28 protein-coding genes are annotated in these 26,054 nt (G+C 58.0%); 19 read left to right on the top strand and 9 right to left on the bottom strand.

Going from position 1 to position 26,054, the window contains the following annotated elements; genetic code table 11:
• Positions 1-73 precede the first annotated feature (73 nt).
• The 8 genes from M0R30_RS06520 to sucD all read left to right on the top strand — a co-directional run bounded on the left by M0R30_RS06520 (position 74) and on the right by sucD (position 6,366).
• Complete coding sequence (locus M0R30_RS06520; RefSeq protein WP_292544937.1) at positions 74-910, top strand: fumarate hydratase; 837 nt, start codon at positions 74-76, stop codon at positions 908-910.
• Positions 907-1,479: a FumA C-terminus/TtdB family hydratase beta subunit gene (locus tag M0R30_RS06515; protein WP_292544934.1), complete on the top strand. Its 573-nt coding sequence runs from the start codon at positions 907-909 to the stop codon at positions 1,477-1,479. The genes M0R30_RS06520 and M0R30_RS06515 overlap by 4 nt, the downstream gene beginning before the upstream one ends.
• Positions 1,480-1,724: 245 nt before the next feature.
• Entirely contained in the window at positions 1,725-1,997 is a 273-nt protein-coding gene (locus M0R30_RS06510) for a 4Fe-4S dicluster domain-containing protein (RefSeq protein WP_292544931.1), read from the top strand.
• Positions 1,994-3,097, top strand: a complete 1,104-nt coding sequence (locus tag M0R30_RS06505; protein ID WP_292544928.1) for a 2-oxoacid:acceptor oxidoreductase subunit alpha — start codon at positions 1,994-1,996, stop codon at positions 3,095-3,097. The genes M0R30_RS06510 and M0R30_RS06505 overlap by 4 nt, the downstream gene beginning before the upstream one ends.
• The gene (locus M0R30_RS06500) at positions 3,094-3,882 is read left to right on the top strand and encodes a thiamine pyrophosphate-dependent enzyme (RefSeq protein ID WP_292544925.1); all 789 of its coding nucleotides are present in this window, start codon (positions 3,094-3,096) and stop codon (positions 3,880-3,882) included. The genes M0R30_RS06505 and M0R30_RS06500 overlap by 4 nt, the downstream gene beginning before the upstream one ends.
• Positions 3,879-4,409 (top strand): 2-oxoacid:ferredoxin oxidoreductase subunit gamma, encoded by a 531-nt coding sequence (locus tag M0R30_RS06495; RefSeq protein WP_292544922.1) that lies wholly within the window; start codon positions 3,879-3,881, stop codon positions 4,407-4,409. Before M0R30_RS06500 ends, M0R30_RS06495 begins: the two co-directional genes overlap by 4 nt.
• Positions 4,406-5,491, top strand: coding sequence for an ATP-grasp domain-containing protein (locus tag M0R30_RS06490; RefSeq protein ID WP_292544919.1), 1,086 nt, complete (start codon positions 4,406-4,408; stop codon positions 5,489-5,491). The genes M0R30_RS06495 and M0R30_RS06490 overlap by 4 nt, the downstream gene beginning before the upstream one ends.
• Complete coding sequence (sucD, locus tag M0R30_RS06485) at positions 5,488-6,366, top strand: succinate--CoA ligase subunit alpha (protein WP_292544917.1); 879 nt, start codon at positions 5,488-5,490, stop codon at positions 6,364-6,366. The genes M0R30_RS06490 and sucD overlap by 4 nt, the downstream gene beginning before the upstream one ends.
• A gap of 40 nt (positions 6,367-6,406) precedes the next feature.
• On the opposite strand, the gene M0R30_RS06480 is transcribed toward sucD, so the two are convergent.
• Positions 6,407-6,763: a VOC family protein gene (locus M0R30_RS06480; protein WP_292544914.1), complete on the bottom strand. Its 357-nt coding sequence runs from the start codon at positions 6,761-6,763 to the stop codon at positions 6,407-6,409.
• 67 nt (positions 6,764-6,830) lie between these two features.
• A complete protein-coding gene (locus M0R30_RS06475) occupies positions 6,831-8,051 on the bottom strand; it encodes a 4Fe-4S binding protein (protein WP_292544911.1) in 1,221 nt (406 codons plus the stop codon).
• A gap of 267 nt (positions 8,052-8,318) precedes the next feature.
• Between M0R30_RS06475 and M0R30_RS06470 the strand changes: the two genes are divergently transcribed.
• The 6 genes from M0R30_RS06470 (at position 8,319) to hisB (ending at position 14,914) form a co-directional block, all read left to right on the top strand.
• On the top strand, positions 8,319-9,701 hold the full coding sequence (locus tag M0R30_RS06470; protein WP_292544907.1) for a hypothetical protein: 1,383 nt from the start codon (positions 8,319-8,321) through the stop codon (positions 9,699-9,701).
• Positions 9,702-9,804: 103 nt separating this feature from the next.
• Positions 9,805-11,235: a zinc ribbon domain-containing protein gene (locus M0R30_RS06465; protein WP_292544904.1), complete on the top strand. Its 1,431-nt coding sequence runs from the start codon at positions 9,805-9,807 to the stop codon at positions 11,233-11,235.
• A 260-nt stretch (positions 11,236-11,495) separates the two neighbouring features.
• Positions 11,496-12,698, top strand: coding sequence for a methionine adenosyltransferase (locus M0R30_RS06460; RefSeq protein ID WP_292544901.1), 1,203 nt, complete (start codon positions 11,496-11,498; stop codon positions 12,696-12,698).
• A gap of 7 nt (positions 12,699-12,705) precedes the next feature.
• Complete coding sequence (gene hisG, locus M0R30_RS06455; protein WP_292544898.1) at positions 12,706-13,617, top strand: ATP phosphoribosyltransferase; 912 nt, start codon at positions 12,706-12,708, stop codon at positions 13,615-13,617.
• Positions 13,618-13,625: 8 nt separating this feature from the next.
• Positions 13,626-14,336: a 1-(5-phosphoribosyl)-5-[(5-phosphoribosylamino)methylideneamino]imidazole-4-carboxamide isomerase gene (gene hisA / locus M0R30_RS06450; protein WP_292544895.1), complete on the top strand. Its 711-nt coding sequence runs from the start codon at positions 13,626-13,628 to the stop codon at positions 14,334-14,336.
• On the top strand, positions 14,333-14,914 hold the full coding sequence (gene hisB / locus M0R30_RS06445) for an imidazoleglycerol-phosphate dehydratase HisB (protein ID WP_292544893.1): 582 nt from the start codon (positions 14,333-14,335) through the stop codon (positions 14,912-14,914). Before hisA ends, hisB begins: the two co-directional genes overlap by 4 nt.
• Before the next feature lie 6 nt (positions 14,915-14,920).
• Here hisB and M0R30_RS06440 read toward each other — a convergent pair whose 3' ends face one another.
• From M0R30_RS06440 to M0R30_RS06420, 5 genes are all read right to left on the bottom strand, one after another.
• Positions 14,921-15,526, bottom strand: coding sequence for a GNAT family N-acetyltransferase (locus tag M0R30_RS06440; RefSeq protein WP_292544890.1), 606 nt, complete (start codon positions 15,524-15,526; stop codon positions 14,921-14,923).
• Positions 15,508-15,987 (bottom strand): winged helix DNA-binding protein, encoded by a 480-nt coding sequence (locus M0R30_RS06435; protein ID WP_292544886.1) that lies wholly within the window; start codon positions 15,985-15,987, stop codon positions 15,508-15,510. Before M0R30_RS06435 ends, M0R30_RS06440 begins: the two co-directional genes overlap by 19 nt.
• 99 nt (positions 15,988-16,086) lie before the next feature.
• Positions 16,087-16,902 carry an ATP-binding cassette domain-containing protein gene (locus tag M0R30_RS06430; protein ID WP_292544883.1) on the bottom strand — a complete coding sequence of 272 codons (816 nt, stop codon included), beginning with the start codon at positions 16,900-16,902 and terminating at the stop codon, positions 16,087-16,089.
• A gap of 39 nt (positions 16,903-16,941) precedes the next feature.
• Positions 16,942-18,687, bottom strand: a complete 1,746-nt coding sequence (locus M0R30_RS06425) for an MBL fold metallo-hydrolase (protein WP_292544880.1) — start codon at positions 18,685-18,687, stop codon at positions 16,942-16,944.
• A complete protein-coding gene (locus tag M0R30_RS06420) occupies positions 18,674-19,006 on the bottom strand; it encodes an STAS domain-containing protein (protein WP_292544877.1) in 333 nt (110 codons plus the stop codon). The genes M0R30_RS06425 and M0R30_RS06420 overlap by 14 nt, the downstream gene beginning before the upstream one ends.
• A gap of 128 nt (positions 19,007-19,134) precedes the next feature.
• On the opposite strand from M0R30_RS06420, the gene M0R30_RS06415 reads away from it, so the two are divergent.
• Complete coding sequence (locus M0R30_RS06415; protein ID WP_292544874.1) at positions 19,135-19,269, top strand: hypothetical protein; 135 nt, start codon at positions 19,135-19,137, stop codon at positions 19,267-19,269.
• 2 nt (positions 19,270-19,271) lie between these two features.
• On the top strand, positions 19,272-19,691 hold the full coding sequence (locus M0R30_RS06410) for an ATP-binding protein (RefSeq protein WP_292544871.1): 420 nt from the start codon (positions 19,272-19,274) through the stop codon (positions 19,689-19,691).
• 8 nt (positions 19,692-19,699) lie between these two features.
• Here M0R30_RS06410 and M0R30_RS06405 read toward each other — a convergent pair whose 3' ends face one another.
• Entirely contained in the window at positions 19,700-21,010 is a 1,311-nt protein-coding gene (locus tag M0R30_RS06405) for an STAS domain-containing protein (RefSeq protein ID WP_292544868.1), read from the bottom strand.
• Positions 21,011-21,133: 123 nt separating this feature from the next.
• On the opposite strand from M0R30_RS06405, the gene M0R30_RS06400 reads away from it, so the two are divergent.
• Positions 21,134-21,358 (top strand): hypothetical protein, encoded by a 225-nt coding sequence (locus tag M0R30_RS06400; RefSeq protein WP_292544865.1) that lies wholly within the window; start codon positions 21,134-21,136, stop codon positions 21,356-21,358.
• A 102-nt stretch (positions 21,359-21,460) separates the two neighbouring features.
• On the opposite strand, the gene M0R30_RS06395 is transcribed toward M0R30_RS06400, so the two are convergent.
• Entirely contained in the window at positions 21,461-22,030 is a 570-nt protein-coding gene (locus M0R30_RS06395) for a DUF308 domain-containing protein (protein ID WP_292544862.1), read from the bottom strand.
• Positions 22,031-22,304: 274 nt separating this feature from the next.
• Between M0R30_RS06395 and M0R30_RS06390 the strand changes: the two genes are divergently transcribed.
• The gene (locus M0R30_RS06390) at positions 22,305-24,614 is read left to right on the top strand and encodes an Orn/Lys/Arg decarboxylase N-terminal domain-containing protein (RefSeq protein ID WP_292544859.1); all 2,310 of its coding nucleotides are present in this window, start codon (positions 22,305-22,307) and stop codon (positions 24,612-24,614) included.
• Positions 24,611-26,053 (top strand): amino acid permease, encoded by a 1,443-nt coding sequence (locus M0R30_RS06385; RefSeq protein ID WP_292544856.1) that lies wholly within the window; start codon positions 24,611-24,613, stop codon positions 26,051-26,053. Before M0R30_RS06390 ends, M0R30_RS06385 begins: the two co-directional genes overlap by 4 nt.
• The last annotated feature ends 1 nt before the right edge of the window (position 26,054 follow it).

Here is a 26,054-nt window from a genome sequence, read left to right as displayed (position 1 = left end):
CGACCGCTCATTCGGTATCGGATGGCATGCATATCGCACACGTATATTACCCCCTGCCCCCCAGTATAATTAAATGCAGATCCCGGAACCCGATCTCATCTTTAGGGCGCTGTCCGATGCCACCTTCCAGGCGTACCGCGAAGCGGCCATCCGCCTCCCGCTCGACGTGCTGAAGGTGATCGGGAACGCCGCCCTTGCCGAGACGGACCCGGTGGCCCGTGGCGAGTTTGCCAATATCCTGAAAAACATCAGGACTGCCGGGGAACTGGGCGTGCCGATGTGCCAGGACACCGGCGTCCCGGTCATCTACCTCACGGTTCCCCCCGACATCCCCCTCACTCCGGAATTGTACGACGCGGTTGCGGAAGGTGTCCGCAGGGCAACAAAGGAAGTCCCGCTCCGGCCGAATGTCGTTGACCCGCTCACCCGGCACAACACGAACGACAATACCGGCGCCGGGATGCCGGCCATCCACGTGAAGCCCGGGAAAAAATTCACGGTCACGGTGCTCCCCAAGGGCGCCGGGGCCGAGAACATGTCGCGGATCGCGATGCTCCTCCCCTCCCAGAAAGACCAGATCGGGAAGTTCGTGGTCGAGACGGTGTATCTCGCAGGGTCACGCCCCTGCCCCCCGATCATCATCGGGGTCGGGATCGGCGGGACGTTCGATGGCGCAGCGGCACTCGCAAAGGAAGCCCTGCTCGAACCGGTTGACACGATGACGGAGTACGAGCAGCAGCTCCTCTACGCCGTGAACAAGCTCGGGATCGGGGCAATGGGACTGGGCGGGGATTTCACTGCCCTTGCGGTAAAAGTGAAGACGGCCGGCTGCCACACGGCATCGCTGCCCGTGGCCGTGAACATCCAGTGCTGGGCGAACCGGCATGCGACCGTTGAGGTTAAGCGATGACCGGAAACGTCATCCAGCTTAAAACCCCGCTGGGGGACGAAGTCCTCTCCCTTCATGCCGGGGACCATGTCGAGCTTTCGGGCATGGTCTACACGGCACGGGATGAGGCCCACCTCCGGATGAAAGAATCCGGCATTCCGTTCGATCCGAAAGGGGCCGTGATCTACCACTGCGGCCCGGTCATCCGGGACAACAAGGTCATTGCCGCCGGCCCCACCACCTCCGCCCGGATGAACGAGATCTCCGGGTTTTTGATCGAGAAGGGGGTCCGGGGCATCATCGGGAAAGGCGGGATGGGGGCAACCGTGCGGGAGCAGCTCCGGAACAAGGGAGTGTACCTCGCGTTCACGGGAGGGTGTGCTGCACTGGCCTCATCTCACATGACCCTCAAAGGAGTCTTTTATCAGGACCTCGGGATGGCAGAGGCGGTATGGGCGATCGAACTCGACCGCCTCCCCCTCGTAGTCGGGATCGATGCTCACGGGAACGATATCTTTGACGCGGCCCGGAAAAATGCGGAAGATGTATTCAGGATATATTCTCCCGAATTGTGCAAGGCAGAACACTGAAGCGACATTCTGGTGACCCGCAAGTCGAAGAACGCTGAAGCGTTCGGTCGAAGACCTGACGGTCTTCTCCAGTCTCCAGTCTGATGACTTTCGACATTCTCCAGCTTCGGGTTCCGAAAGGTCGGAAGGACCTTGAGGACGAGAAGGGAGGCGAAGCCGACCTTCGCTGCTGATAACCCTCAGCACAATAGAAGAGGTTTTTTGTAACAGTTACCGTATAAGTACTACGACAGGACTGCCAGTTCATGAAACTCGCCATCGACGAGACCCGGTGCAAGGGATGCAACCTCTGTACAAAGGTCTGCCCTTATAAGATATTCAGGGAAGGCAAGCGGCCCAACCGCCGGGGCATAGTCGTCCCGGAACTTGACCGTCCCGAGCGCTGTACCAACTGCCGGCTCCGGAACCTCTACGGCCGGCAGCTCTGCGGTGTCTGCCAGCTCACCTGCCCCGACCAGGCGATCCACTGGACCGAGGAAGAGCCGTACGAACCCCACAAGGTGGCGATTGAATATTGACACGGACTGAATTCTGGCAGGGAAACACGGCCTGTGCCGAGGGGGCGCTAGCAGCCGGCTGTAATTTTTTCGGGGGCTACCCGATCACCCCCTCGACCGAGGTTGCCGAGTTCATGGCAGCAAAACTGCCGAAGAAAGGCGGTGTCTTCATCCAGATGGAGGACGAGATCGCCTCGATGGCATCCATCATCGGCGCATCGTGGGCCGGTTCACGGGCGATGACCGCGACGAGCGGGCCCGGCTTCTCGCTCATGATGGAGAACATCGGGTTTGCTGCAATGACCGAGACGCCCTGCGTGGTCGTTAATGTCCAGCGGGGCGGTCCCTCCACCGGCCAGCCGACGATGTCGGCGCAGGGCGACATGATGCAGGTCCGGTTCGGCTCGCATGGTGATTACGCGATCATCGCCCTCTGCCCTGCGAGCGTGCAGGAGATGTACGAACTGACCGCGAAGGCATTCAATCTCGCTGACAAGTACCGCGTGCCGGTCTTCCTGATGGCTGATGAGACCGTGGGGCACATGCGGGAGAAGATCATCATCCCCGATACGGTCGAGCGGGTATCGCGAAAGCCGTTCGTGCCCGGCACCCCTCCCTTCAGGGCAACGGACCCCGATCTGGTCCCCGGTTTCCCGCAGTTCGGTACAGGCCAGCACGTCCACGTGACCGGCCTTACTCACGATGAGCGGGGATACCCGGCTGCAACGAACCCGGGCCTGCACATGGCCCTTGTGAAGCGGCTCGTGGACAAGATCGAGAATGCCCGGTACGAGATGGCGGATTACGATATCATCAACCCGGGCGCCGAGCAGGTCTTTGTTGCATACGGTGGCCCGGTCAGGACCGTGCAGCAGGTGCTCCACGACCGTCCGAATAACGATGTCGGGTTCCTGCGGATCCGTACCGTCTGGCCGTTCCCGGAGAAGGCACTTGCGGAGTTCAGGAATGCACGGCGTTTCCTTGTTCCCGAAATGAATCTCGGGCAGATCGCCCGCGAGATCGAGCGGCACGTGAAGGTGCCGGTAAAGAGTATCCCCAAGCTGGGCGGGGAGCTCCACACGCCAGCCGAACTTGTCGAAGCACTGGAGGCGAAGCAATGAGTTACGAGGACTGGTTCCGGCAGGACCGGCTCCCCCACATCTACTGTGCTGGCTGCGGGAACGGGACGATCATCAACTGCACGCTCGCCGCGGTCGATTCTATGGGATGGACGAAGGAGGAGACAGTCTTTGTCTCCGGCATCGGCTGCTCATCGCGTGCCCCGGGATACATCCTCACCGACTCGCTCCACACCACCCACGGACGGGCGCTCGCGTTTGCCACCGGTGTCAAGATGGCAAACCCGGACCTGCACGTGGTCGTGTTCACGGGCGACGGCGACCTTGCGGCGATCGGTGGCAACCACTTCATCCATGCATGCCGCCGGAACATTGATCTCACCGTGGTCTGCATGAACAACCAGATCTATGGCATGACCGGAGGGCAGGGGAGCCCGACAACCCCCAAGGGGTGCCTCTCGTCCACAACCCCGTACGGGTGTGCCGAGATACCCTTCGACCTCTGCCAGCTCGCAACCGCTGCCGGTGCAAACTACGTTGCCCGCTGGACTTCGTACCACGTGAAGGAACTCGAGAAGGCGGTTAAGGTCGGGCTCGAGACCCCCGGCTTCTCCTTCATCGAGGCACTCGTCCAGTGCCCCACGGCGTTCGGGCGCAGGAACAAGTTCCGGCTGGTGGCCGACCATGTCGAGTACTTAAAAGTCCACTCCCTGCTCCGGGCAAAACGTGATCGCATGCTGGAGAACGGCGAGCACATCCCTGAAGACATGTTCGTTGTCGGGGAACTCACCCGCAGAAACAGGCCGGCAATGGGGGTGAAGCCATGAGAAGCGAGGTCAGGTTTTCCGGGTTTGGCGGACAGGGGATCATCCTCTCCGCAGTCATCCTCGGCCGGGCTGCCGTGATGTACGACAACAAGTACGCGGTCCAGACGCAGGTGTACGGTCCCGAGGCCCGGGGCGGGGCTTCGATGAGCCAGGTAGTCATTGACGATGCGGAGATCCTCTACCCGAAAGTTGCCCACCCGGATATCTACATCATCATGTCGCAGGAAGGGTTCGAGAAGTACGGCGCAGGCGCAGAAGACCCCGCGTTGATGCTCGTTGACTCCTCACTCGTCCACTCCCGCCCGAAATGCCGGTGCATCGAGATCCCGGCGACACAGGAAGCCAAGCAGACGCTTAAGAAAGACATCGTGGCAAACATCGTGATGCTCGGGGCGCTCGTGGCTGCAACGCATGTCGTGAGCGAAGAAGCCCTGGAGAAGGCGATCCTCGACTCCGTGCCCAAGGGGACCGAAGAGCTCAACCTGAAAGCCATGCAGCTCGGCCTGCAGCTGGGGAAGCAACCATGAAACTACGCGAATACGAGGCAAAAAACGTATTATGGGAGGCCGGGATCCCTGTCCCGGCGGGATTCCTGATCAGATCGGCTGACGAACTCACCCCCCATCTCGGCGCACTGGGTGCGGCATTCGTCCTCAAGGCACAAGTGGATGTCGGCGGCAGGGGAAAGGCCGGCGGCATCCTGATGGCCGGCAAATCCGACGGGACAAAGGTCGCAAAAGAGCTCTTCGGAAAGCAGATCAAGGGCCTGCCGGTAAAGGAAGTCCTTGCCGAGCAGAAACTCGACATACAGCACGAGTATTATCTCTCGATCACGGTCGACCGGTCGAGCAAACAGCCGCTCATCCTCTTCACCGAAGCCGGTGGGGTGGAGATCGAGATCACTGCCCGGGAGCACCCGGAACTGATCAAAAAGGTTGTTGCAAACCCCCTGATGAAGGACCTCCCGCCGTTCTTGATCCGGGAACTGATCGGGAAAGCGCCAAAGGAGATCGGCCCGGTCATCAACAAACTCTACAAAATATTCATCGAGAAGGATGCTCTTCTTGCCGAGATCAACCCGCTCGTCACTACGCCTAACGGGGTCTTTGCTGCGGATGCGAAGATCATCGTGGACGACAATGCCCTCGGGCGTCAGGGGATCGCCATGAACCGCGACCTCTCCGAACGGGAGCGGGAGGCCGAGAAGCACGGCTTCTCCTATGTTGAACTGGACGGCGCCATCGGCGTGATCGGCAACGGCGCCGGGCTCACGATGGCAACGCTCGACCTCATCGAGTTCTATGGCGGGAAGGCGGCGAACTTCCTTGATGTCGGAGGCGGTGCCGAGAGCGAACGCGTGATGAACGCGGTCCGGCTCGTGGCAAGTGTCCCGTCCGTCAAAGTCATTGTCGTGAACCTGCTGGGCGGGATCACGAAGTGCGATGAGGTTGCAAAGGGCATCATTGCAGCGGGCATCTCCCAGAAAGTGATCGTCCGGCTCGCCGGCACGAACGAGGCAGAGGGCAGGAAACTCCTTTCCGAGAAGGGTTACGAGATGTTGGATACGATGGATCTTGTTGTGAAGAAGGCTGTGCAGGTGACCGCATGATCTACGGGGACAAAAAGACCGGGGTACTCGTGCAGGGAGCCACCGGCAAACAGGGCGAGTTCCATATCGGCCTGATGAATGCCTATGCACAGCAGGTCGGAGGCAGGGGCGTTGTTGCCGGCGTGACACCCGGTAAGGGCGGCCAGCAGGTGCATGGTGTGCCGGTGTTCAACACCGTGAAGGATGCGATGAAGGAGCATGACATCGGTGCTGCCGTCATCTTCGTCCCGGCCGGCGCAGCAGCCGACGCGATTATGGAGGAGGCAAATGCCGGCATCCGGACCATTGTCTGCATCACCGAGCATATTCCCGTGCAGGACACCATGAAGGCGATCGCGTACGCCCGTATGGAAGGTGCGAGCGTGATCGGCCCCAATTGCCCGGGGCTGCTCTCTCCCGGGGAAGTAAAGATGGGCATCATGCCGGCCGGATTATTCTCTCACGGGAATGTGGGTGTCATCTCCCGCAGCGGCACTCTGACCTATGAAGTCGTGGACGAGCTCACCCGGGCCGGTATCGGCCAGAGCACGGTTGTCGGTATCGGTGGCGACCCGGTGATCGGCCAGACGTTTGTGGATGTGCTGGAGCGGTTCGAAAACGATCCCCAGACAAAAGCAGTCGTGCTGATCGGTGAAGTCGGCGGTAACCTTGAAGAGGAAGGGGCAAAGTCCACGGACCTCCCGATCGTCTCCTACATTGCCGGTGTATCGGCTCCTCCCGACAAGCGGATGGGCCATGCCGGCGCAATCGTTGAAGGTGGCGAGGGCGATGCCCGGTCAAAGATCGCCCGGCTCAAAAAGCACGGCGTCCCGGTTGCATCACGCGTATCAGAGATCCCGGATATGGTCCGGGAACGGTTCCGCTGCCATTGTTAGGCCAATTTTTTCTTTTTTTTCGTGCCGGAATTTCAGGTTATTATTTCCGGTGTTCGACATATTCGATAACGGATCCATCCGGGTGACGTACGGTCATGTTGATGCCGGTCGGCACCTGCTGCGGCGGGCGCAGTATGGTCCCCCCGTTTTCAGCCAGGAAACGATGGTAATCGTCAACTGAATCCACGAGGAACGTTGCAATGGTAGACCAGAACGGCCGGAGTGCCTCATCAGTACCGGCAATGATCAGCACATCCCCGACCGATCCGATCTCGAGCCCGATTGCGGGCATCGAAAACCTCATTCCGGCCTTTGTGCCGGTCAGGTGTTCGTAAAATGAGATTGTGGTTTCAGGGTCGCTGGTATAAACGCGGGTCAGGGTCCTGAGGATCTTCATAATAAAGAATGTGGGGATGATCCTGATTAATCCCTGCAGGATCCGTTCCGGCCAGGTGCGGTCCGGTTCACCTGCGATAGCTGATCGCGGTCTCAACCGGGCAGTTGTCCGTGCACCTGCCACAGAGATAGCACTCCCGTTTTGGATCGTCCGCGCCGGCGGCATGCACCGGGCAGGCCTTCTCGCATTTTTTGCAGCCGATACAGGACTCACTGCGCCGCAGCCGGAAAAGGCTGAACCCTCCCAGCAGGGAGAAGAGGACACCAAAGGGACAGAGGATACGGCAGACCGGGCGGTACAGGAATACCGAGAGCAGGATAAGCCCGGCTGCCACGATGAGCACTGCGGAGAGGCTGAGCGAGAAGAGCTCGAACAGCCCGGTATATGCCATGAGGTCCACGAGGTATACCGCGGCAATGATGGTGGCAGCAAAGACCCCGAGCCGGATCGTCTCAAAGATCGTTATCCTGCGGATATCGATCTTCTTCACCGGCACCTCATAGGCAAGTTCCTGCAGCGACCCGACCGGGCAGAGGTGGCCGCAGAAGGTCCTGCCAATGATGAACGTGATGGCAATGACGGCACAGAGGATGATGATCGCGGGTGTGACCGATGACGCGGCGGTTATACTGTTGACGATGCCGATAAATTCCAATGGCATGACCGGCGCAAGGAAGACAAAACCGGCCAGCGTGCTCTCTGCCGCAAGTGCAAGGGTAATGCGCCGGGTCATCACGCCCGCGTACCAGAGGTATGACGTGAGCAGCGTGCCGGCTGTAATGTAGATAAGGGCAAAGACCATGCCGGAGGTCCCGCTCCCGGTCAGGATGCTCATGGCCATCAGCGATATCCCGAGCGCAACGAGCGTGGAGAGGGTAAGAGCCGGGACGCGTCTGTCAATTTTTATTCCCCCGGTCCCCTTCCTGATGCCGAGGTAAATCACGATACTGAGCAGGGCAAAGAGGACTGCTCCTGTTATGATGACCGATATACTGAGCGAGTCGAGACCTGAACCAGCAGTGCTCTGAACGTGTGCGGTGGAGGTATCCAGTGAGTTTGCCGGGGTTGCAGGTTGGCTCTCCCCCGGGCTGCCAAAGGAGGAAGACCCGGATCCTGCGGTATAATCACAGAGCGAGTTCCCGTCTGCATCGGTAAAGAGGAAACACCTGCCGGGGGACGGGCATCCGCTGTGACCTCTGGGACAGATCGCGGCGCAGGCCGGGTAGGCCAGTCCTGCCGAAAGCAGGAGGGTGGCAAACCCGCGCCGGAGTTTTTTGGTGAACTGCATTGTACTGACCTTTTCTTATCCCCTCCGATTACCGGAACTCCTTAAAGGAATAGGTGCATGGCATGACGGCAATACTGGTACTGTGCGGTGATAATCTGTACCCCGGGCATCGTATCATTTAATATAATATATTTCGTTTTCCCGCCCGGTGTATCGTTGAACGGTTCATCATACTCCGGTTTTTCATTGGGGCAGTTTCCGTCGTGCGGTCCCATCTCCCTCACGGCAACTGTTATCGGATCGCAGTCGTAATATTATGGAACTGTTATGCCCGCCCCCCAGTATCTCCCCATTGCTCCCGAGCTCTTCGCCCATTCCTGCGATACGGTCAGCAAACGCGTATCGCAACTCCCGTTCCTCCGGAGCGGTGTGAATGTAACCGGTGAACTGGTCGGGGTCACGATGGAGTGCCTGAACGCCGAGGTGACCCGGACGCTTGCGATCACCACACCCCGGGATCTGCCCGGGGGGATTGCCCGGGGGCTCGACTTTTGCCTTGAAGAGCGCCTTGGCATTCCCGGAAAGACCGTTGTCCCGGTTATCACCGAAGTGCTCTGCAGCGCCGGCATCACAGAGATGACAGAAATTATCGACCGGCAGATGCACCGGCCCCGCAAAGCAGTCCGGCTGCTCCCGCCATGGACCTGGCATATCGCATCAACACTCGCCCCCTCGGTCCGGCTTGGGGGAGTGGATACTGCCTCGCTTTCATGGATGGACATGTGCCCCGTGTGCCGGACCGGTATCCTGGAACGGGTTGTCGGAAAACAACTCTTCGGTATCCCCCACACGGAATTCTATATGGCCTGCACCCACTGCGGGGCAAAGTTCATACCGGTCGGCCCGGCATTCCGGCTCGTGTCCATTGCCACGATCCGTGACCCGCTCTGGAAGAAACATCTCGATAAGACCTATTCACCGGAGATATGGGCCGGCATTGCGTGTAACACCGGCGCAAACCGCCCTCAGGAACGGCGCCCGGCCGAGAAGAAACCCGGCGTGCCGGTACAGAAAACGCCGCAGGCACTGCCCGCCGCATCGGTCATACTCTCCCCGTTAAAGGACGGGTCGCTTGCCGTCCCGCTCCCGGGAAAGATCCTGTACTTCCGGCCGATCGGCCTGAAATATACCGGCGGTCTCCGGGAAGATGCGTTCGTCCGCGTCCAGAAACCCCTTACCGACCTGCTTAAAGAGCCGGCCTTTGGGCACCTGCGGGACCCGGTCAATGCAAAATATTCCCGGTATCTCCCCCTGCAGACCGGCGTCTTCCTCTCCCAGCTCAAGGAGCGTTTCGACCCGTTCTACCGCGAGTTCCTCAACCCCTTCGGGGATGAGAAATACGGGTCGTTCAGGGCAGAAAACTCCGGGGAAACGGAAAAGAAGGGTGTTTTGATCGTGGTCGTGAACCGGGGTCTCTACCATGCAGCAGAGTCTCCCGGCCCCGTCGCTGCCGCCATTAATAACCGGTTCGGGAGAGTCGGGGCGGATGACTGCCTCCTCGCGGGCGACGCGGCCCGGTGCAGGATCAATGCCCTCCTCTGCAACCACCGGAAAGAGGCCGGGCTGTATTTCCACGCCGCGGACCGCGACGATGAGCGGCAGTCACTCCTGCATGCGGTTGAACACCTCATGCATCCCGGAGATGCATGAAAAAATGGCGGGTATGGGGTTGAATGTGTGATCAGAGAATTTTTCTTATCCAATGAGAACATTATAGTTATCCAGTCCGGATACCGTGAAACGGAGCTCACCGATGAAGTGCCCACACTGCGGGATGAATATACGGGATGAAATAACCGAATGCGGCTACTGCGGCGGCAAGATCAGCCGGCGCCCTGCAAAAGCGGCAGCTGGCGCGGGCAAGTTCACCGTTGACAAAAACGTGCAGAAAATGGCACAGCATGCAACGACTTCGGACGATCCCGATTCTGAGGATGAAGAGGAAGGTGGGCTTTCGAAGATCCTCCAGCCCGGGGAACAGGTGCTGATCGGTTCGCTCAACGTAACGGTAAAGAAATTCTTTTTCCACGCATACCTGACCAACCAGCGTATTTTCCTCATCGATACGCAGGAAAAGAAACTCAAGGTCACGGCAAAAGATGTTGCGCGGGATACGATCGCAGGGAGCATTGTGGAATTCTCGGAGAATTCCGATCCCGTGCTCGTCCTGTCCATCAAGTCAGGAGACGATGATACCAAGACCATGAAACTGGTCTTTGCCCAGAGCGGCACCGACCGGTCCAGTGAGATCGATGAATGGCTCTCCCTCCTTCACGGTGAGGACGAACCCATAAAAAAGGCCCCGAAGAAACCGGCTCCGGCACCCCGGAAACGTGTAGAACCTGAAGAGCCCGAAGAAACTGAAGAACCAGAAGAAGCTGAAGAGGCTGAAGAAGAGGCCGGGGAACCGGTTGTTGCCCGGCCCCCGGAGAGACCCCGCCAGAAGCAGGAACTGCGCCCTGCAAAGAAGTCGCTGAAGGACCATGAGCGGCAACCCCCGGTAAAACGCCTGCTCTCACTCTACAACGTGCAGGAGGAAGAACCGGAACCGGAGCCCGAACCGGAACCGGTGGCGGCCCCCCCGCGGAGGACGCATGTCCGCCAGGTCGTGGCATCGTCCTATGAACGGGAGATCCCCCCGGCAGAGGAACCCGAAGTACCCCCGGTGCGAAAGCCGGAAGTGCAGTCGGCCATGAAAGGTGCGATGAAAGGCGCCATTAACCAGGCCGGGCCGCAGACCCGCCAACCGCTGAGAAGACCGGTTGTTGAACCCGTGAGGCGCCATGCGGAAGAGACCGGGCCCGGGCCGGATTTTGTCCAGCCGCGTCGCCCCATCGTTCAGGAAAACATCGAGGAAAAACCGGTCCCGGGGGAGACGGCGGGTTCACCCCAGTTCTGCCATAACTGCGGAAAGAAACTGCCCCATTCTGCCAACTTCTGTCCCGGGTGCGGGACGAAACTGAACCAGGGCCGGACCCTTCCGCATTCCCGCACGGCCCCGACCGCTGCCAGCCGGAAAGCAACACGGACGGACCCGCCGGGACACGAGCACAAACCGGCCATGCCGAATGATATTGACGACGATGAGGTTGAAGATGTCAAGCCCGTCCCGACACGGCCACCGGTCAAGAAGGCACCAAAAGGCAGCGAGATGACGATCCTGCACAAATTCCTGAGACGATAACGGTCTCTCTTTTTCCCGTCTTTTTTACTTCCGGGCACACGAGTTCTGTGTGTCCCGGTGTCCCGGTCCGATTTATGCGAACGACATACTCTCTCGTTACACATATTCCGTTTTTAAAAAAAGAGACGACAGAAAAGCGTGCGAAAATGCGTGTGAAAAATTACTATAAGTAATATTTGGTGCTGCAATTATTGCATAATTGGAAATTGTTATATGAACTCCAGTCCCTTTTATTATTACGAAGTGTCACGAGGAAACCAATGAAGAGAAACATTCAGATTGAAGCACTGGACCAGATTCCTTTGGAGAAACAGCGGATCGAACTTGCTGAGCGTAAATGTCTCGGCCACCCGGACAGCATTGCCGACGGGATTGCAGAGTCGATCAGCCAGGCTCTCTGCAAGACCTACCTCGACGAATTCGGGGTCGTCCTGCACCACAATACCGACCAGGGCGAGGTCGTTGCTGGCGAGTCCGCACCCAAGTTCGGCGGCGGCCGGATGATCCGCCCGATCTATGTCCTCCTTGACGGGCGGGCGACCAAGCAGTTCAATGGCGTCAACGTCCCCGCGGATGCCGTGGCCGTGGAGGCAGCCCACAAATATATCCACAAGATCCTCCCGGAACTCAACCTCAACCGCGAGCTCATGATCGACTGCCGGCTCGGGACCGGGTCCACCGACCTGCGAGATGTCTTCAAGCCCAGCCAGGGCAAGATCCCCCGGTCAAACGACACCTCGTTCGGTGTCGGCCACGCACCCTTCTCGGATGTGGAGAACATCATCCTGAACAGCTCCAACTATATCGACACGAAGCTCCGGAAGAAATATCCCGCCATCGGCCAGGACATCAAGATCATGGGCCTCCGCGACGGCAACACCATCACCCTCACGGTTGCCTGTGCGATCGTTGACCGGTACTGCAAGGACATCCGGGAATACTCGGAATACATGAGCATCCTCAACGAGGAGATCACCGCGATCGCGAAGAAGAGCACCAAGCGGAAGGTCGTTGTCCATGTCAATACGGCCGACGACATCAGGAAGAAGAGCGTTTTCTTAACCGTTACCGGCACCTCCGCCGAGATGGGCGACGACGGATCGGTAGGCAGGGGCAACCGGTGCAACGGGCTCATCACCCCGAACCGCCCGATGTCCATGGAAGCAACGAGCGGCAAGAACCCGATCAACCACATCGGCAAGATCTACAACCTCCTCTCCACCCAGGTGGCACAGGAGTGCGTGAAGAAGGTTGACGGTATCGAGGAGATGTACATCCGGCTGCTCTCGCAGATCGGCAAGCCGATCGACCAGCCGCTCGTCGCAAGCGTCCAGGTCCTCCCCGAGTGCGGCGTGAAGCTCAAGGACATCAATGCGGATATCCGGGAAATTGTGGACGACCAGCTGACAAATGTCACCCACATTACCGAAAAGGTAATCGAAGGCAAACTCAAGACCTTCTGATCCGAACATGGCAAAACCGGTAAAATCCAGAAAAAACCGTGACACCCCCCTTTTTTCCGATATCGTACGTCTCGCGATCCCCAACAAGGGACGGATTGCGGCCCCCATCATGGACCTGGTCGAGAAGAGCGGGCTCCATCTCGCGGAGACCAGTGAACGGCGCCTGATCACCAAGACCCTCGACCCCCATGTCGAGATCCTCTTTGCCCGGCCGGTGGATATCCCGGAGTACGTGGCCACGGGCGCTGCGGACCTCGGCATCACCGGCCATGACATGGTCGTGGAACGCGAGGCCGAGGTGGAGGAGCTCCTCGACCTCCAGCTCGGGAGAGCGAAACTGGTGCTGGCCGTCCACGAGGATTCCGGCATCACGTCCGTAAAGCAGCTTGCCGGGAAGAAGGTCGCCACCGAGTTCCCGGTGATCACCCGCTCGTTCTTCGCACGGCACAAGGTGAAGGTCGATGTCGCGGTGGTCGGCGGGGCCTGCGAGGCGACACCGCAACTCGGGATCGCCGATGCGATCATCGATCTCTCCAGTTCGGGGACCACCCTGAAGACCAACCGCCTCCGCGTGATCGAAGATGTGCTGACGACCTCCACCCAGCTGATCGCAAACCGCGAATCGTTAAAGGCGAAGAAAGACAAGATCGAGGAGATCCACCTTGCGCTTGAGAGCGTCGTCCGGGCCCGGGGCCAGTGCTACCTGATGATGAACGTGAAGCGTTCGTCACTTGCAACGGTGAAGCGGGTCCTGCCCGGTCTCTCGGGGCCGACGGTGATGGACGTGGCATCGAGCGAGGACCTTGTTGCGGTCCACGCGGTCGTCAACGAGGAACGGGTCTATTCCCTGATTAATGCCTTGAGGCGTGCAGGGGCAAAGGACATACTCGTGATGGCAATCCAGCGGATGATCCGGTAGGCGGACCCATGAAAATCTTTCCCGCTGTTGATATCCTCGGGGGCCGGTGTGTCCAGCTGGTGCAGGGGAAACGGGAGAGTGCGACCGCGTATGGCGATCCCCTTTCCTGTGCAACCCGCTGGCTTGACGAAGGCGCCAGGGCACTCCACATGGTCAACCTTGACGGGGCATTCGGGACATCTTCGCAGAATGCAGGACTCATCGCTGAGGTGATCAGAGAGACCGGCGTCGAGATCGAACTTGGCGGGGGCATCCGTTCAATTGACGATGCCAGACGCTGGCTTGAGACCGGCGTGGACCGCGTCATTATCTCGACCCTTGCCACGCAGGAACCGGAATGCATCCGGGCACTCTCCCGCGAATTCGGCAGGGACCGGGTAATGCCCGGCGTGGATGCCCGGGACGGGCAGATCGCGGTCCACGGCTGGCAGGAGATGGCGGGGGACTATATCGGCTGGGCAAAAAGGTTTGAGGAGCTGGGAGCCGGCTCGCTCCTCTATACGAATGTGGATGTAGAGGGCCTGCAGCAGGGCGTCCGGTTTGAACCGGTGAAACGGCTGATCGATGCGGTCGGAATCCCCGTTGTCGTTGCCGGCGGCGTCTCGTCCCGGTCCGATGTGGCGGGCCTTAAGGATGCCGGTGCTTTTGGGGCGGTGCTCGGCTCTGCCCTGTACAGCGGGAAGATCAAACTGAAAGATGCACTGGAGGAATGTAAGTGAGAGTTGTTGAAGTGAAGCGGGAGACAAAGGAAACGAAGATCGTGATCAGGCTCAACCCGGACGGTGTGGGGAACGTGAAGGTCAACAGCGGCGTACCGTTCTTTGACCACATGCTCACTGCCATGGCAAAGCATGGCGGTTTCGACATGACCTGCACTGCAAAAGGCGATCTGCATGTGGACTGCCACCACACGATCGAGGATATTGGTATCGTGTTAGGCGATGCGATAAAGCAGGCGATCGGTGACGGCCGGGGTATCCGCAGGTTTTCCCATGCCATCATCCCGATGGATGAGTCTCTTTCGCAGGTCGCGCTCGACTGCGGGGGACGGGGATACCTTGTCTGGCATGGCACCTTCGGCAACAAGCTCGTGGGCACTATTCCTTCCGACATCTTCGAGCATTTCTTCTACTCCCTCTGCACCCGGGCCGGGATCACCGCACATATCACCTTCTCCGGGAAGAACGATCACCATCAGTGCGAAGCGGCTTTCAAGGCATTCGGCATTGCCCTTGGGGATGCCCTTGCAATCAGCGGGAATAAGAAGGCGGTCCGGAGCACGAAGGGGAAGTTTTAATCCGGTTCAGATGAACTTCTGCATCCAAACCATATCGAAAACAACTCCTTTTTTCATTCCAACACTGAGGAACCTCCCGCACTCGGTGAATCCCTGGCGGGTATGAAACCGGATGCTGCCATCATTCAGCGATGAGATGCTGGCAAGGAGCGACGTGATCTCCTGCTTTCTGCCTGCCGTTTCAAGATACTCAAACATCCTCGTGCCGAGCCCTTTTCTGGTCATTTCCGGCCGGAGAAAATAGGTGACCTCAGCCGTATGCCGGAATGCCGCCATCGGGTTGTGTGGCCGGAGCAAACCGAATCCAGCAACAGTTCCCTCACTCCCCCGTGCAACTACAGAGGGATAATTCCTGGAGGCATCAAGGAACAGGGAAAAAAATTCATATGGGACTTTCTGTTCCGGGTATGCTGCATAACTGTTCTCGATGTAGTAATTGAAGAGATCGACAACGGACTTTCTGTCGCTCTCTGAGATTGAACTTAGGGTGATTTCTGATAGTACTGTCATGGTGTTCCAATCCTTGAAGGTATGTGCAGAAAATAGTATAGTATCTAAACTATTTAATGGGCTATGCGGGTTAAAGACCAGGATCAGGTCTTCTTCTGGCATCCCCCCGCGATGCTGTCTGTAATCCCGCGCCGGGTCTCCGGACAGTCGTCAAATATCTTCTCGATTTCAAGGAAAAATTTCCTGATATTCTCCCGATCCCTGTTGTCGAGGCCCGAGATCTCCCGGATGATCCTCTCGTTGACCAGGGCATGATATGCCTGGTGCCAGTCATATGCCCTCTTACCGGAATCCGTGAGCCGGATAAAGACCGTTTTATTGTTCCCCTCCTGATTTATCCGTTCCAGGTATCCTTTCTCCTCGAGTTTTTTTGTGGTCTGGGAAATGGCCCCCTTGGTGATCCCCATGCGGACAGCCAGCGAAGACATGCTCTCTTCCGGAAAACGGCCGGCCATGTCGATCAGGTGGACCTCTGATGTATAAAGGAGCACTCCGTCTCCGGTGTCGGCAGGCTCACGCTCGATGATGGCTGCCTTGTTGAAAAGCCGGGTGAGTGCATCCATGATCTCACCTGTATCCGTGGCACAATCGGATCCGGGAGAATTGTTTAGCATCTATACCTATCTCTGATCGGAAGAGAAGAAAAAGATCATCCTCTTTGTTCAATACCCGGTCGCGTAATAATACCCGTTTTCCTCTTTCACGTGCACGGGCACTTCGAACAGGTGGCCGATGTACCTGTCGGTCAACAAAGTCTCTTTCGGGCCGTCGTGTTCAAACCGCCCGTTCTTCATGAGGATGACGCGGGAGATCTCCGGGATAATATCCTGAAGGTTGTGGGTGACGAGGATGATTCCGGTGCCGGACTGTGCGATCTTACGGATCGTCTGCCGGAACGCATGGAGTGCATGGAGGTCGAGGCTGTTGGTCGGTTCGTCAAGGATCAGGACTTCAGGGTCGTGGACCATGGCCCTCCCGATCAGGAAACGGCGGGCTTCTCCCGATGACATCTCCGTCATGGGCCGGTCGCAGATATGACCGATCTCGAGGAATGCAAGGATATCGTCTGCCTTCCGGTCCATCTCCGGGGTAATCTCGCGGTTGAAAAGCCCGATACTGGAGAAGAACCCGGAGAGGATGACTTCCCGGCCGGTAATTTGCCGCGTAAAAGTGAACTGGAGATCATTTGACACGACCCCAAAAGCAGACCGCAGATCGAAGACGTCCCACACGTCCTTCCCACAGATCCGGAATGTAACTTTGTTTCCATCAAGGCAGGGATAGAATTCCCGCAGGATCGTTTTGATAAACGTGGATTTTCCCGCGCCATTCGGGCCGAGGATTGCCACGTTCTCACCCTGCCTGAGCATGACCGATAGTGCATCGAGGACTTTCTTCTCCCCGTGGAAGACCGTGATGTTATCAAATTCAATGAACGGGGACGCCTTGTCCGGCGCAGGGGTGGTGGTGAAATCCATTGCGGTATCCCGGTCTTATGTGTATCCGGTCACGGGGTATCAGATGACGCTGGTGACGGTGATCGTATAACTGCGCATACCAGCTGTTTCGTCCCGGGTACACGAGAGGCTCCCGCCTGCCCGGAGAGAGAGCCCGGACAGGAACCGCAGGTTCTTCCGGCCGCCATCGTCCTCCGCAGAAGAGACATTGCCGGCGATCGTGACACTCACGTCAGGATCGTTCCTGGCGATATAAAGACTGATCGTATCCGAACCGGTCCCCACGAGGTCTTCCATGATATACGTGAGGAGGTCGGTGAAATGGTCCCGGTCAATGGCAACCGCCAGCGGGTCGCATATCTCCTGCATGGTGAACTCCACGTCCTCGAGGAGGGGACGCGTCCCGATACGTGCGAGCAGCATGCGGGCAAATGCCTTCTCGTCATCCACCGATGACATCATGTCATCATCGGAACAGGCAGGGACCGAGAGACCAGCGATAAGCGTCTCGATGATGGTCGGGAGATTAACGACCGTGATCTCCTTGGGCGGGGTAAACCCGCGGAACATGGTGGTATAGTCCGACAGGAGCCGGGCTGCACGGTTGACCAGGGTCGGGTCGATGATGTGGGCCAGTTCGTCTTTGTTGAATATGCGCTGCAGCTTGGCGACTACCTGTCCTGCCTTGAGGGCAAGGTGGATGGAGACCCCGCCCCCCCGGTGGTGCTCCTCGGCAAAGAGCCTGAACGCGTCCAGGAGTTCATCGATGGTATCGCCGTTGATGAGCGCGTCCATCTCTTTTGCGATCTCGGACTCCCCCAGTTCGTCCAGGACAAACGAGACATAATACAGGCGTCCTGCCATGATCGTGAAGAGTTCGTTCACTTCCTCCATGCTGTCTTCGGCATAAGCGGCGGCCTGGACCGCACGGTCGCGGTTGAGCTCGGCGATATTGGCAAGGGCAAGGGCATCTCTCTTTATGACCGCGAGGGTCTTTGCTGCATCCTCAGCAGGGATGAGGCGCCCGTGGCCGGGGCCGATCGTGGTAATCCCGCCTGCACTGAGGAGGGCCCCGATGCCCTCGAACGAGTGGATGAGGTCTTCCTGCGACCACCCGACAATGCCGGCAATGCCGGGATTAGCTGCAAAAAACAGGTCCCCGATAAAGAGGAGCGAACCGATCTGGATGCAGATGCTGTCCGGGCTATGCCCGGGCGTGTTGTAACAGTCGATTGAGGTTTCGTGTCCAAACACGATAGTCTCCCGGTCCGGGAGCATGGATATTGGGTCGGCCGGGAATACCGTAATGGTCAGGAGCCCGCCATTTGGCAGGCAGACTTCGACGGGCATGCCGGGATGGTCCCTGCGGTCCGCTGTCAGGATATGGTGCCCTACCCGCATCGGGCTGATGGCCGACCCCATCAGGTCCGCCTGGGTCATACCGCTGTCGCCACGTTCAAGAGCGGAAGCACCGGCATCCTGGACCATCAGGACGGCCGCATCGGTATAGGCAAAGGCCGGGATATTCTGGATCCCGGAGAAATGGTCGATATGGGCATGGGTGAGGATGACGAAGAACGGCCGCTCCTTTTCGTGCCGGCATTCCGTAACAACCTGCATGAGCTGTTCGGCCTGTTCGGGAATGCCGCCCGGATCGATCAGGAGGATGGCATCCGGCGTCTGGATAAGGTAGGAGTTGGACGAGATCGTGTCGATCTTACGGATAAGCGGGTAAACCTGTGCCCCGGCAGCTCCCGGGAGGGGCTGCCACTCATGAGAGACCAGTGGGGTGTTACCAGCTGGCAAGCGACTCTCCCTCGGACGGATAGATCGAGAAGATCGATGTGAACCCTGCGAGTTTGAGGATCTTCAGGACTTCCGGCGAGAGACTGCAGATGCTGAACTTATCCCCGGGTGCCTTGAGTTTTTTCGCGGTTGCCAGGAGTACCCGGAGGCCCCCGCTGCTGATATAGGATACCTCGGAAAAATTCAGCAGGACCTGACGGTGGCCTGCATCGATCTCCTTGTTTATCGCCTGCTCGAGCAGGGGTGCGGTGGCAGTATCGACCCTGCCGGCAATGGAAAGTATGGTTGCGTTGTCTTTGCTGGTTGTGGTAATATCCATGATGATCCCCCCACACAATGTGTCGAAAATTCTTAAGAAATGTCAGTGCTTGAAAAAGATAATGGTATCTCTGTGCAACGATTTGGACATCCTTATGATGGAATGCGATCAATGCGTACCTGACCGTCATGGCAGCAATGAGCCTCTTATCCCTGATCGCACTCCTTCAGGTGATGTACGTGACCATTGCAGAGAACCGGGAGTCTGACGGGAGTCACCTCCCGTCGGATGCCAGCACGCGGATGGCCGCAAGGGTGATGTAAGAATGCCGGAGAGATTGCTCGCGCTGACACTCAAATCGGATATCGATGAGATCCCCCGGCTCTCAACAGCGCTCCATGCCCTCATGGAGGACCATGGTTTTCCTGAGGAGGATATTCTCGATACCCAGCTTGCCGTTGAGGAAGCGGTGACCAATGTCATCATGCACGGGTACAAGGGCGGGAGTGGCGAGGTTCTCGTCCTGTGTAAGGCGGACGTGGGGATCATTGAGATCCGGCTTGAAGACCGGGCGGTTCCGTTCAATCCCCTTACCCTTCCCGCACCCGACCTGGGCGGGGATATTGAGGACCGGAAGATCGGGGGACTGGGCTTCTTCCTGATCCGGCAGGTCATGGATGAGATCCTCTACCGGTATGAAGACGGGAAGAATATCCTCACCATGATCAAACGAAAAACGAACTAATTTTTTTTTTAGGGTTCGCGCTGGATGTCCTGGATATAGGCGATACCGATCTTTGCCTTGCGCAGCCTCGTGGAATCGAGCAGGTGGCGCATGTCCACAAACTCCCCGTCCGTAACGATCTTTTTTACCTGCGTATTCAGGTCAAGGGTTGGATCATAGGGAATGTTCCTGAAGACCACGCCATGGTTGTGGAGGTACATCCCTTTTCCCGCACCCGTGTTCAGGGGGTTTGCATAATACAGGGAATCGAGATTTTCCGGGTTGAACCCAGAGAGGTCGGTGCCGAGATCGATACCGATACCAAAGCTCACCAGCGTATCGCCCTGGTATGACGTGCCGCTGTCGGACGCCATCCATTCATGGGCCCGGGAAGGGGCCATGATCGACTCCCCTTTTTTGAGTCCCGACCCGGCGACCGGGGCCTTCTTCAGCCCGGAGCTGGCAAAGCCGGAGAGGACTCCCCACATGGTCACGGCGACAACGCCACGGTAGGTCTTGATCCGGTCCCGTGCCGACGAGAAAATGACCTTGTAGATATCGGATATGCTTACTCCTTTTGGATTGGTCGTGTCGAGAGTGAGGTATTCGTTGAATGGGCCGTCGAGCGTGATATTGAACCCGGTATATACGGGCAGGTCGCTCCCGGAGGTATTCCCGGGTGTCAGGAAGTCCGGAGTACTGTTGCCATCGGTCGGGAGCCAGACCATCGATCCGTACAGCGTGATCATTTCCCCGAGGAGGGGAAGGGCATCCTTGGCGTCAGCGCCCAGGGCCCCGAGGCCCAGGGAATAGGTGACCTCGGAGAATTTTTTCATCCTGATATCGGATTCGGTGATCGTTGCATGGAGCACTTTGTCGAGGTCCCCGGTGACACGGATGGCCGGGGATTTGGTCATCCAGCCGGGCTCGATGGTCAGGCTGACGCCGTCTTCGATGATCTTCTTGTAAAAGATCTCGTTGAAGAGGGACGGGTTCCTGCGTTTTTTATTCAGGTCCTCAACCGCCTCCTCCGTTGTCGCGTACATGGGAAAGACCGTGGAAAAGCCTGCCATTTCGAGCACCTTTTTCGGGTACTCCCCGACCGCAGAGAGGACAAACTTCCCGCTCCGGCGTTTCAGTTCCTTCTGCAGGCCATTGAATACCCGTATGCCCCCGCTGCTCAGGTAGGGGGTGTCGGTCATATCGACAACCAGTTCCTTGTCATCGTCATTGAGTTCTTCACGGGCCCAGCTGTCGAGCTGCTGTGCCCCGAATGCGTCGAGCCTCCCGTTGACAAAAAAAACAAGAACCCCGTCCTTTCTCTCGCTCCTGGCTTCCATGGATTGTATCTCCTGAAAGGTAGTATTGCGCGCAGCCTAATTTAAGGTTGGGGGGACCTGCCCGGGCGTCGTTACGGGCGCCCGGTTTGAAGGTTTTATATGCCCGGACCCCGCAACAACTCCATGGATCTTTCAGTGGTGAAACGCGCAGCGGAGATCATTGTCGTCCTCCTCTGTGCCGTCCTTATCGCGAACACGGTCTCCAACATGCTGATGAACCTGTCCGGCCTTGGCGGACCCGTTGGTTTCATTGCCGGTTTTGTTGTGTACGCGGCCGTATTTTTCGGCGTACTGTACTTCTTCGAGCGGTTCTTTTCGATTGCGATATTCCGGTTTCGCGGACGGTGAGGAGCCGGGTTTTTTTAATTTTATTGCATTACGCGAAAATCAACTGTTTTTTAACAACCGGTGTTACCGGCTCATTGAAAAAAAAGAAATTTTAAAAAAATTTCACGCCTTTACGACATCCGTGCACTTCTTTGCGGTAAATGCAACGGCAATCGAGCAGAGCCCCATGATGATTGCGAACCCACCGGCAATGTATGGAAGAAGTGCCGCTGTCAGGAATGGGTTGATCAGGAGGATGATACCGAAGATCAGGCTGATAACCCCGAGAACGCCGTTCCCCCAGTCCTTCTTCGTGAAGGCCTGGAACAGGTGGGCCCCTCCCACGAAACAGGCCCAGAAGCCGATGAAGATGACCAGGAATGACAGGATGAAGACGGTCGCGTACAGTGGCTTGAGTAAGATCAGGATGCCGGCGATGATGTTGATGATCGCAAGAAAGATCTTCCAGCCCATGTTGGTCCTGTCGACCGCCAGGCTCACGATAGCAAAGATCCCGCCCACGAGCCAGTAGGCTCCCATGAACGTGATAAGGAGTTCTGTTGTTATCCCGGGGGTGAAGAGGAATGCAACCCCGAGGAGCAGTGCAAGGATCCCCCAGAGGAGGAGGAGCCACCAGGGAAAGAGTTTCATATCGATCATCGCTGGATCGGTAATGGAGATTTCTTCAGTCATGTAATCATTTCCGGTGTAAAATACACGAAGAAAGTATATGTAGTATTCTCTTTTTCTCCGGCTCTGGAGACCAGAACGCCGGATCCTCCTGATAATATCGCTCTTCCTCCTGGCAGGATCTTACGGATAGACCAGGACAGTATTGCGGCCGGCAGGTGATTTCCAGGAATGAATACCGAATTATTTAATCCTTATCTCCCCAAGCGTTGCACATGAGCAGGAGCATACAAGATCAGGGCCTGCAGCCTACATCAGGACTGCAGAGGAGAGTCCGATGAATCCCGAAGATCACCTCCTGGTCGCCGTCATCGATGACGCGATCCATACCGACACCCCCCACGGGCGGGCGATCAAACGGATCGTGCAGGGCCTTGAGGAGTTCGGTATCCGGGTCGCGGATGTTGCATCACCGGCCGATGCCCGGGCTGCCTATTCCGGTCTCCCGGAAGTCGATTGCATCCTCATCAACTGGAACCTTGGCGGGGATACCGCAAAGAAGCACAAGGAGACGATGCAGCTCATCCACGAGATCCGCAGCCGCAACGAGGATATCCCGATATTCCTGATGGCAGAACCCACGAGTGAGACGCCGACCTCGCTCACGATCGATATGATCCGGGAGGTCAACGAGTACATCTACGTGATGGAGGATACGCCTGAGTTCATTGCCGGCCGCATCACGGCCGCGGCAAAGCGCTACGAGGAGCGGCTTCTTCCTCCGTTCTTTGGCGAACTGGTGAAGTTCTCGGAGGATTTCGAGTACTCGTGGCACACGCCCGGTCATGCCGGGGGCACTGCGTTCCGGAAATCACCAGCGGGACGGATCTTCCACGAGTTCTTCGGGGAGCAGCTCTTCCGTTCCGATCTTTCCATCTCTGTCGGGGAACTGGGTTCCCTCCTCGACCATTCAGGACCGGTTGGCAAGGCCGAACGGTACGCTGCGAAAGTGTTTGGCGCTGACATTACCTATTTCGTGACAAACGGCACGTCAACGGCTAACAAGATCGTGTACTTCGGCCGGGTGACAAAGGATGACATCGTCATGGTGGACCGGAACTGCCATAAATCGGCTGAGCATGCCCTTACCATGACCCATTCCGTTGCGGTCTACATGGTCCCGACACGGAACCGGTACGGGATCATCGGCCCGATCCCGCCGGAAGAGATGTCACAGAAAGCGATCAGGGCCAAGATTGCGGCCAACCCGCTCACAAAAGGGCTGCCGGACAAAAAACCTGTCCATGCCGTGATCACCAACTCAACCTACGACGGGCTTTGTTACCATGCCGCGGACGTGGAAGCCCTGCTTGGCAAAAGCGTTGACAGCATCCACTTCGATGAGGCCTGGTATGCCTATGCCCGGTTCAACCCGCTCTATAAGGACCGCTTCGCCATGCGGGACGGGGCGAAGGATAAGGACGGCCCCACGGTCTTTGCCACCCAGTCCACCCACAAGCTGCTGGCCGCCCTGTCGCAGGCATCCATGATCCATATCCGGAATGGCCGTGCCCCGGTCGAGCACTGCCGGTTCAACGAGGGGTTCATGATGCACAGTTCCACCTCCCCGCTCTATACGATCATCGCGTCGCTCGATGTCTCATCAAAGATGATGGACGGTGCCTCCGGCCGGGTGCTCACCACCGAGTCCATTGAAGAGGCGATCCGGTTCCGGCGGACCATGGCACGTATCAGCCGGGAGATCGCGACCGGTAAGAAAAAGACGGACTGGTGGTTCCCCATGTGGCAGCCGGCAACAATCACTGACCCGAAGACCAGGAAGAAGATTGCCTTTGCCGATGCACCGCTCGATACCCTCCGGGACAACCCCTCCTGCTGGGTGCTGCATCCGAAGGATGCCTGGCATGGCTTCGATGGGCTGCCGGACAATTACTGCATGCTCGACCCGATCAAGGTCACGGTCATCATGCCCGGTGTCAATGAGGACGGCACGCTCGCACACTGGGGGATCCCTGCAGCAGTCGTGGTGAAGTTCCTGGATACGCGGGGCATCATCAACGAGAAGTCCGGGGATTACTCCATCCTCTTCCTCTTCTCGATAGGGATCACGAAGGGTAAGTGGGGAACCCTTATTACCGAACTCTTCGAGTTCAAACGGCTCTATGACGAGAACGTCCCGCTGGAGGATGTCTTCCCCGACCTCAAGAATACCTGGCCGGAACGGTACGGCGACATGACGCTGCAGGACCTTGTAAACGAGATGCATACATTCAAAAAAGTACACAACATGTGCGGACTGCTCCAGCAGGCGTTCTCGCTCCTGCCGGATCCGGCCCTCACCTATGCCGAGGCGTACAGGAGACTCGTGCGGAACGAAGTGGAGCAGATCCCGGTTGCAAACGCCGGCAACCGGATCGTGGCCACGGGAATTGTCCCGTATCCCCCAGGCATTCCCCTCCTTGCACCGGGTGAACGGACCGGGGCAAGGAAGGAACCGGTGCTCCAGTACCTCCTGTCCATGCAGGATTTTGACAAACGGTTCCCCGGTTTTGAGCATGACACACACGGTATCGAAAATGTCAACGGTGTGTACATGATGAACTGCATCGTGGAGAAGAAGCGATGAGCCCAGATGCAACAGCTACGGAGGGTAGTCTCCCATCGAAAAAAGTGCTGGGACTGTTTGCACTCGCCATGATCAACGTAGCAGCGGTGCTTTCCATCAGGAATTTTCCCTCCATGGCGATCTACGGGTGGTCGTGCATCGGGTGGTATATCCTCGGTGCGATCCTCTTCCTGATCCCAATCTCCCTTGCCGGTGCCGAGCTGGCAACCGGATGGCCCGAAGGCGGGGGTGTCTATGCCTGGGTCAAGCAGGCGTTCGGAGAGAAAGGGGGTTTCACCGCGCTTTTCTGCGAGTGGTCAAACAACCTTGTCTGGTTCCCGACGGTCCTTTCGTTCATCGCCTCCACGCTCGCCTTTGCCCTCACCCCGGGCCTTGCCGTCAATCCCTGGTACATGTTCAGCGTCATGATGATCGCGTTCTGGGGTACGACCGCGATTGCCTATTTCGGGGAAGAAGCATCAACCCGGTTCAGCAACGTCGGCGTCATTCTCGGGAGCATCATCCCGGCAGTGCTGATCATCCTGCTTGGGCTCTGGTGGCTCGGGTCGGGCTCTTCCCTCGTCCTGCCGCCCCTCACGCTTGACGCGATGATCCCGACCATAAACTTCTCCACGCTCCCGTTCTTTGCTACCATCGTCCTCCTCTTTGCCGGCATGGAGATGGCGGGATTCCATGCCCTCGAGACCCGGAACCCCCAGAAAGATTTCCCCCGGGCCATGGCCCTTTCGGCCCTGATCATCGTCATCTGCACCGTGCTCGCTACACTCGCCATCGCCATTGTTATCCCGGCAGACCAGCTTAGCCTTGCATCTGGTGTGATGCAGGCGATCCAGTATTTCTTTGCCGCAGCCGGCATCGCATGGCTGGTTGCCCCGATGGCGGTGCTGATCACCATCGGGGGCGTTGTCAATCTCGGGTCGTGGCTGATCGGCCCGGCCAAGGGGCTGGGTATTGTTGCCGAGGAAGGGAATATGCCCCCTCTCTTCGACCGGACGAACAAGTACGGGGCGCCCGTCGCCGTCCTGCTCATCCAGGCACTGATCGGTTCGGCGATCTCGCTCCTCTACGTCTTCCTGCCTTCGGTCAACCAGGCATACTGGATCCTCTCGGCCATGACCGTGGAACTGCTCTGCATTGTGTACATTCTCGTCTTTGCCGCTCTCATCAGGTTGCGGTACAGCCAGCCGGACACGCCCCGTCCCTTTGTGATACCGGGCGGGATGGCCGGGGTCTGGATTGTCGGCGGGCTCGGGCTGTTCGGTACAACCCTGGCATTTGTTGTTGGGCTCATGCCCCCGTCGTTCTTTGCATCAAACGGGCTCGCCTATATACTATCCGTACTGCTCGGCACGTTCCTGTTGGCCGTGCCGCCCCTGGTATTCCTGAAATTTAAAAAAGCCAGTTGGAAAAAATCTGCCGGACCTGAGAGGTGTGAATAAT

Origin of the sequence: Methanoregula sp. (assembly GCF_023227875.1) — an archaeon.
Taxonomy (GTDB): Archaea; Halobacteriota; Methanomicrobia; order Methanomicrobiales; family Methanospirillaceae; genus Methanoregula.
Note: the sequence above shows the minus strand (reverse complement) of the source record. Positions and strands in the feature narration are given on the sequence as shown.

What these genes read in the sequence shown, in the direction of transcription:
- M0R30_RS06520 (WP_292544937.1), top strand. Translation starts at nt 74, where the DNA reads ATGCAGATCCCGGAACCCGATCTCATCTTTAGGGCGCTGTCCGATGCC.
- M0R30_RS06515 (WP_292544934.1), top strand. Translation starts at nt 907, where the DNA reads ATGACCGGAAACGTCATCCAGCTTAAAACCCCGCTGGGGGACGAAGTC.
- M0R30_RS06510 (WP_292544931.1), top strand. Translation starts at nt 1,725, where the DNA reads ATGAAACTCGCCATCGACGAGACCCGGTGCAAGGGATGCAACCTCTGT.
- M0R30_RS06500 (WP_292544925.1), top strand. Translation starts at nt 3,094, where the DNA reads ATGAGTTACGAGGACTGGTTCCGGCAGGACCGGCTCCCCCACATCTAC.
- M0R30_RS06495 (WP_292544922.1), top strand. Translation starts at nt 3,879, where the DNA reads ATGAGAAGCGAGGTCAGGTTTTCCGGGTTTGGCGGACAGGGGATCATC.
- M0R30_RS06490 (WP_292544919.1), top strand. Translation starts at nt 4,406, where the DNA reads ATGAAACTACGCGAATACGAGGCAAAAAACGTATTATGGGAGGCCGGG.
- sucD (WP_292544917.1), top strand. Translation starts at nt 5,488, where the DNA reads ATGATCTACGGGGACAAAAAGACCGGGGTACTCGTGCAGGGAGCCACC.
- M0R30_RS06480 (WP_292544914.1), bottom strand. Translation starts at nt 6,763, where the DNA reads ATGAAGATCCTCAGGACCCTGACCCGCGTTTATACCAGCGACCCTGAA.
- M0R30_RS06475 (WP_292544911.1), bottom strand. Translation starts at nt 8,051, where the DNA reads ATGCAGTTCACCAAAAAACTCCGGCGCGGGTTTGCCACCCTCCTGCTT.
- M0R30_RS06470 (WP_292544907.1), top strand. Translation starts at nt 8,319, where the DNA reads ATGCCCGCCCCCCAGTATCTCCCCATTGCTCCCGAGCTCTTCGCCCAT.
- M0R30_RS06465 (WP_292544904.1), top strand. Translation starts at nt 9,805, where the DNA reads ATGAAGTGCCCACACTGCGGGATGAATATACGGGATGAAATAACCGAA.
- M0R30_RS06460 (WP_292544901.1), top strand. Translation starts at nt 11,496, where the DNA reads ATGAAGAGAAACATTCAGATTGAAGCACTGGACCAGATTCCTTTGGAG.
- hisG (WP_292544898.1), top strand. Translation starts at nt 12,706, where the DNA reads ATGGCAAAACCGGTAAAATCCAGAAAAAACCGTGACACCCCCCTTTTT.
- hisA (WP_292544895.1), top strand. Translation starts at nt 13,626, where the DNA reads ATGAAAATCTTTCCCGCTGTTGATATCCTCGGGGGCCGGTGTGTCCAG.
- M0R30_RS06440 (WP_292544890.1), bottom strand. Translation starts at nt 15,526, where the DNA reads ATGCCAGAAGAAGACCTGATCCTGGTCTTTAACCCGCATAGCCCATTA.
- M0R30_RS06435 (WP_292544886.1), bottom strand. Translation starts at nt 15,987, where the DNA reads ATGGATGCACTCACCCGGCTTTTCAACAAGGCAGCCATCATCGAGCGT.
- M0R30_RS06430 (WP_292544883.1), bottom strand. Translation starts at nt 16,902, where the DNA reads ATGGATTTCACCACCACCCCTGCGCCGGACAAGGCGTCCCCGTTCATT.
- M0R30_RS06420 (WP_292544877.1), bottom strand. Translation starts at nt 19,006, where the DNA reads ATGGATATTACCACAACCAGCAAAGACAACGCAACCATACTTTCCATT.
- M0R30_RS06415 (WP_292544874.1), top strand. Translation starts at nt 19,135, where the DNA reads ATGGCAGCAATGAGCCTCTTATCCCTGATCGCACTCCTTCAGGTGATG.
- M0R30_RS06410 (WP_292544871.1), top strand. Translation starts at nt 19,272, where the DNA reads ATGCCGGAGAGATTGCTCGCGCTGACACTCAAATCGGATATCGATGAG.
- M0R30_RS06405 (WP_292544868.1), bottom strand. Translation starts at nt 21,010, where the DNA reads ATGGAAGCCAGGAGCGAGAGAAAGGACGGGGTTCTTGTTTTTTTTGTC.
- M0R30_RS06400 (WP_292544865.1), top strand. Translation starts at nt 21,134, where the DNA reads ATGGATCTTTCAGTGGTGAAACGCGCAGCGGAGATCATTGTCGTCCTC.
- M0R30_RS06395 (WP_292544862.1), bottom strand. Translation starts at nt 22,030, where the DNA reads ATGACTGAAGAAATCTCCATTACCGATCCAGCGATGATCGATATGAAA.
- M0R30_RS06390 (WP_292544859.1), top strand. Translation starts at nt 22,305, where the DNA reads ATGAATCCCGAAGATCACCTCCTGGTCGCCGTCATCGATGACGCGATC.
- M0R30_RS06385 (WP_292544856.1), top strand. Translation starts at nt 24,611, where the DNA reads ATGAGCCCAGATGCAACAGCTACGGAGGGTAGTCTCCCATCGAAAAAA.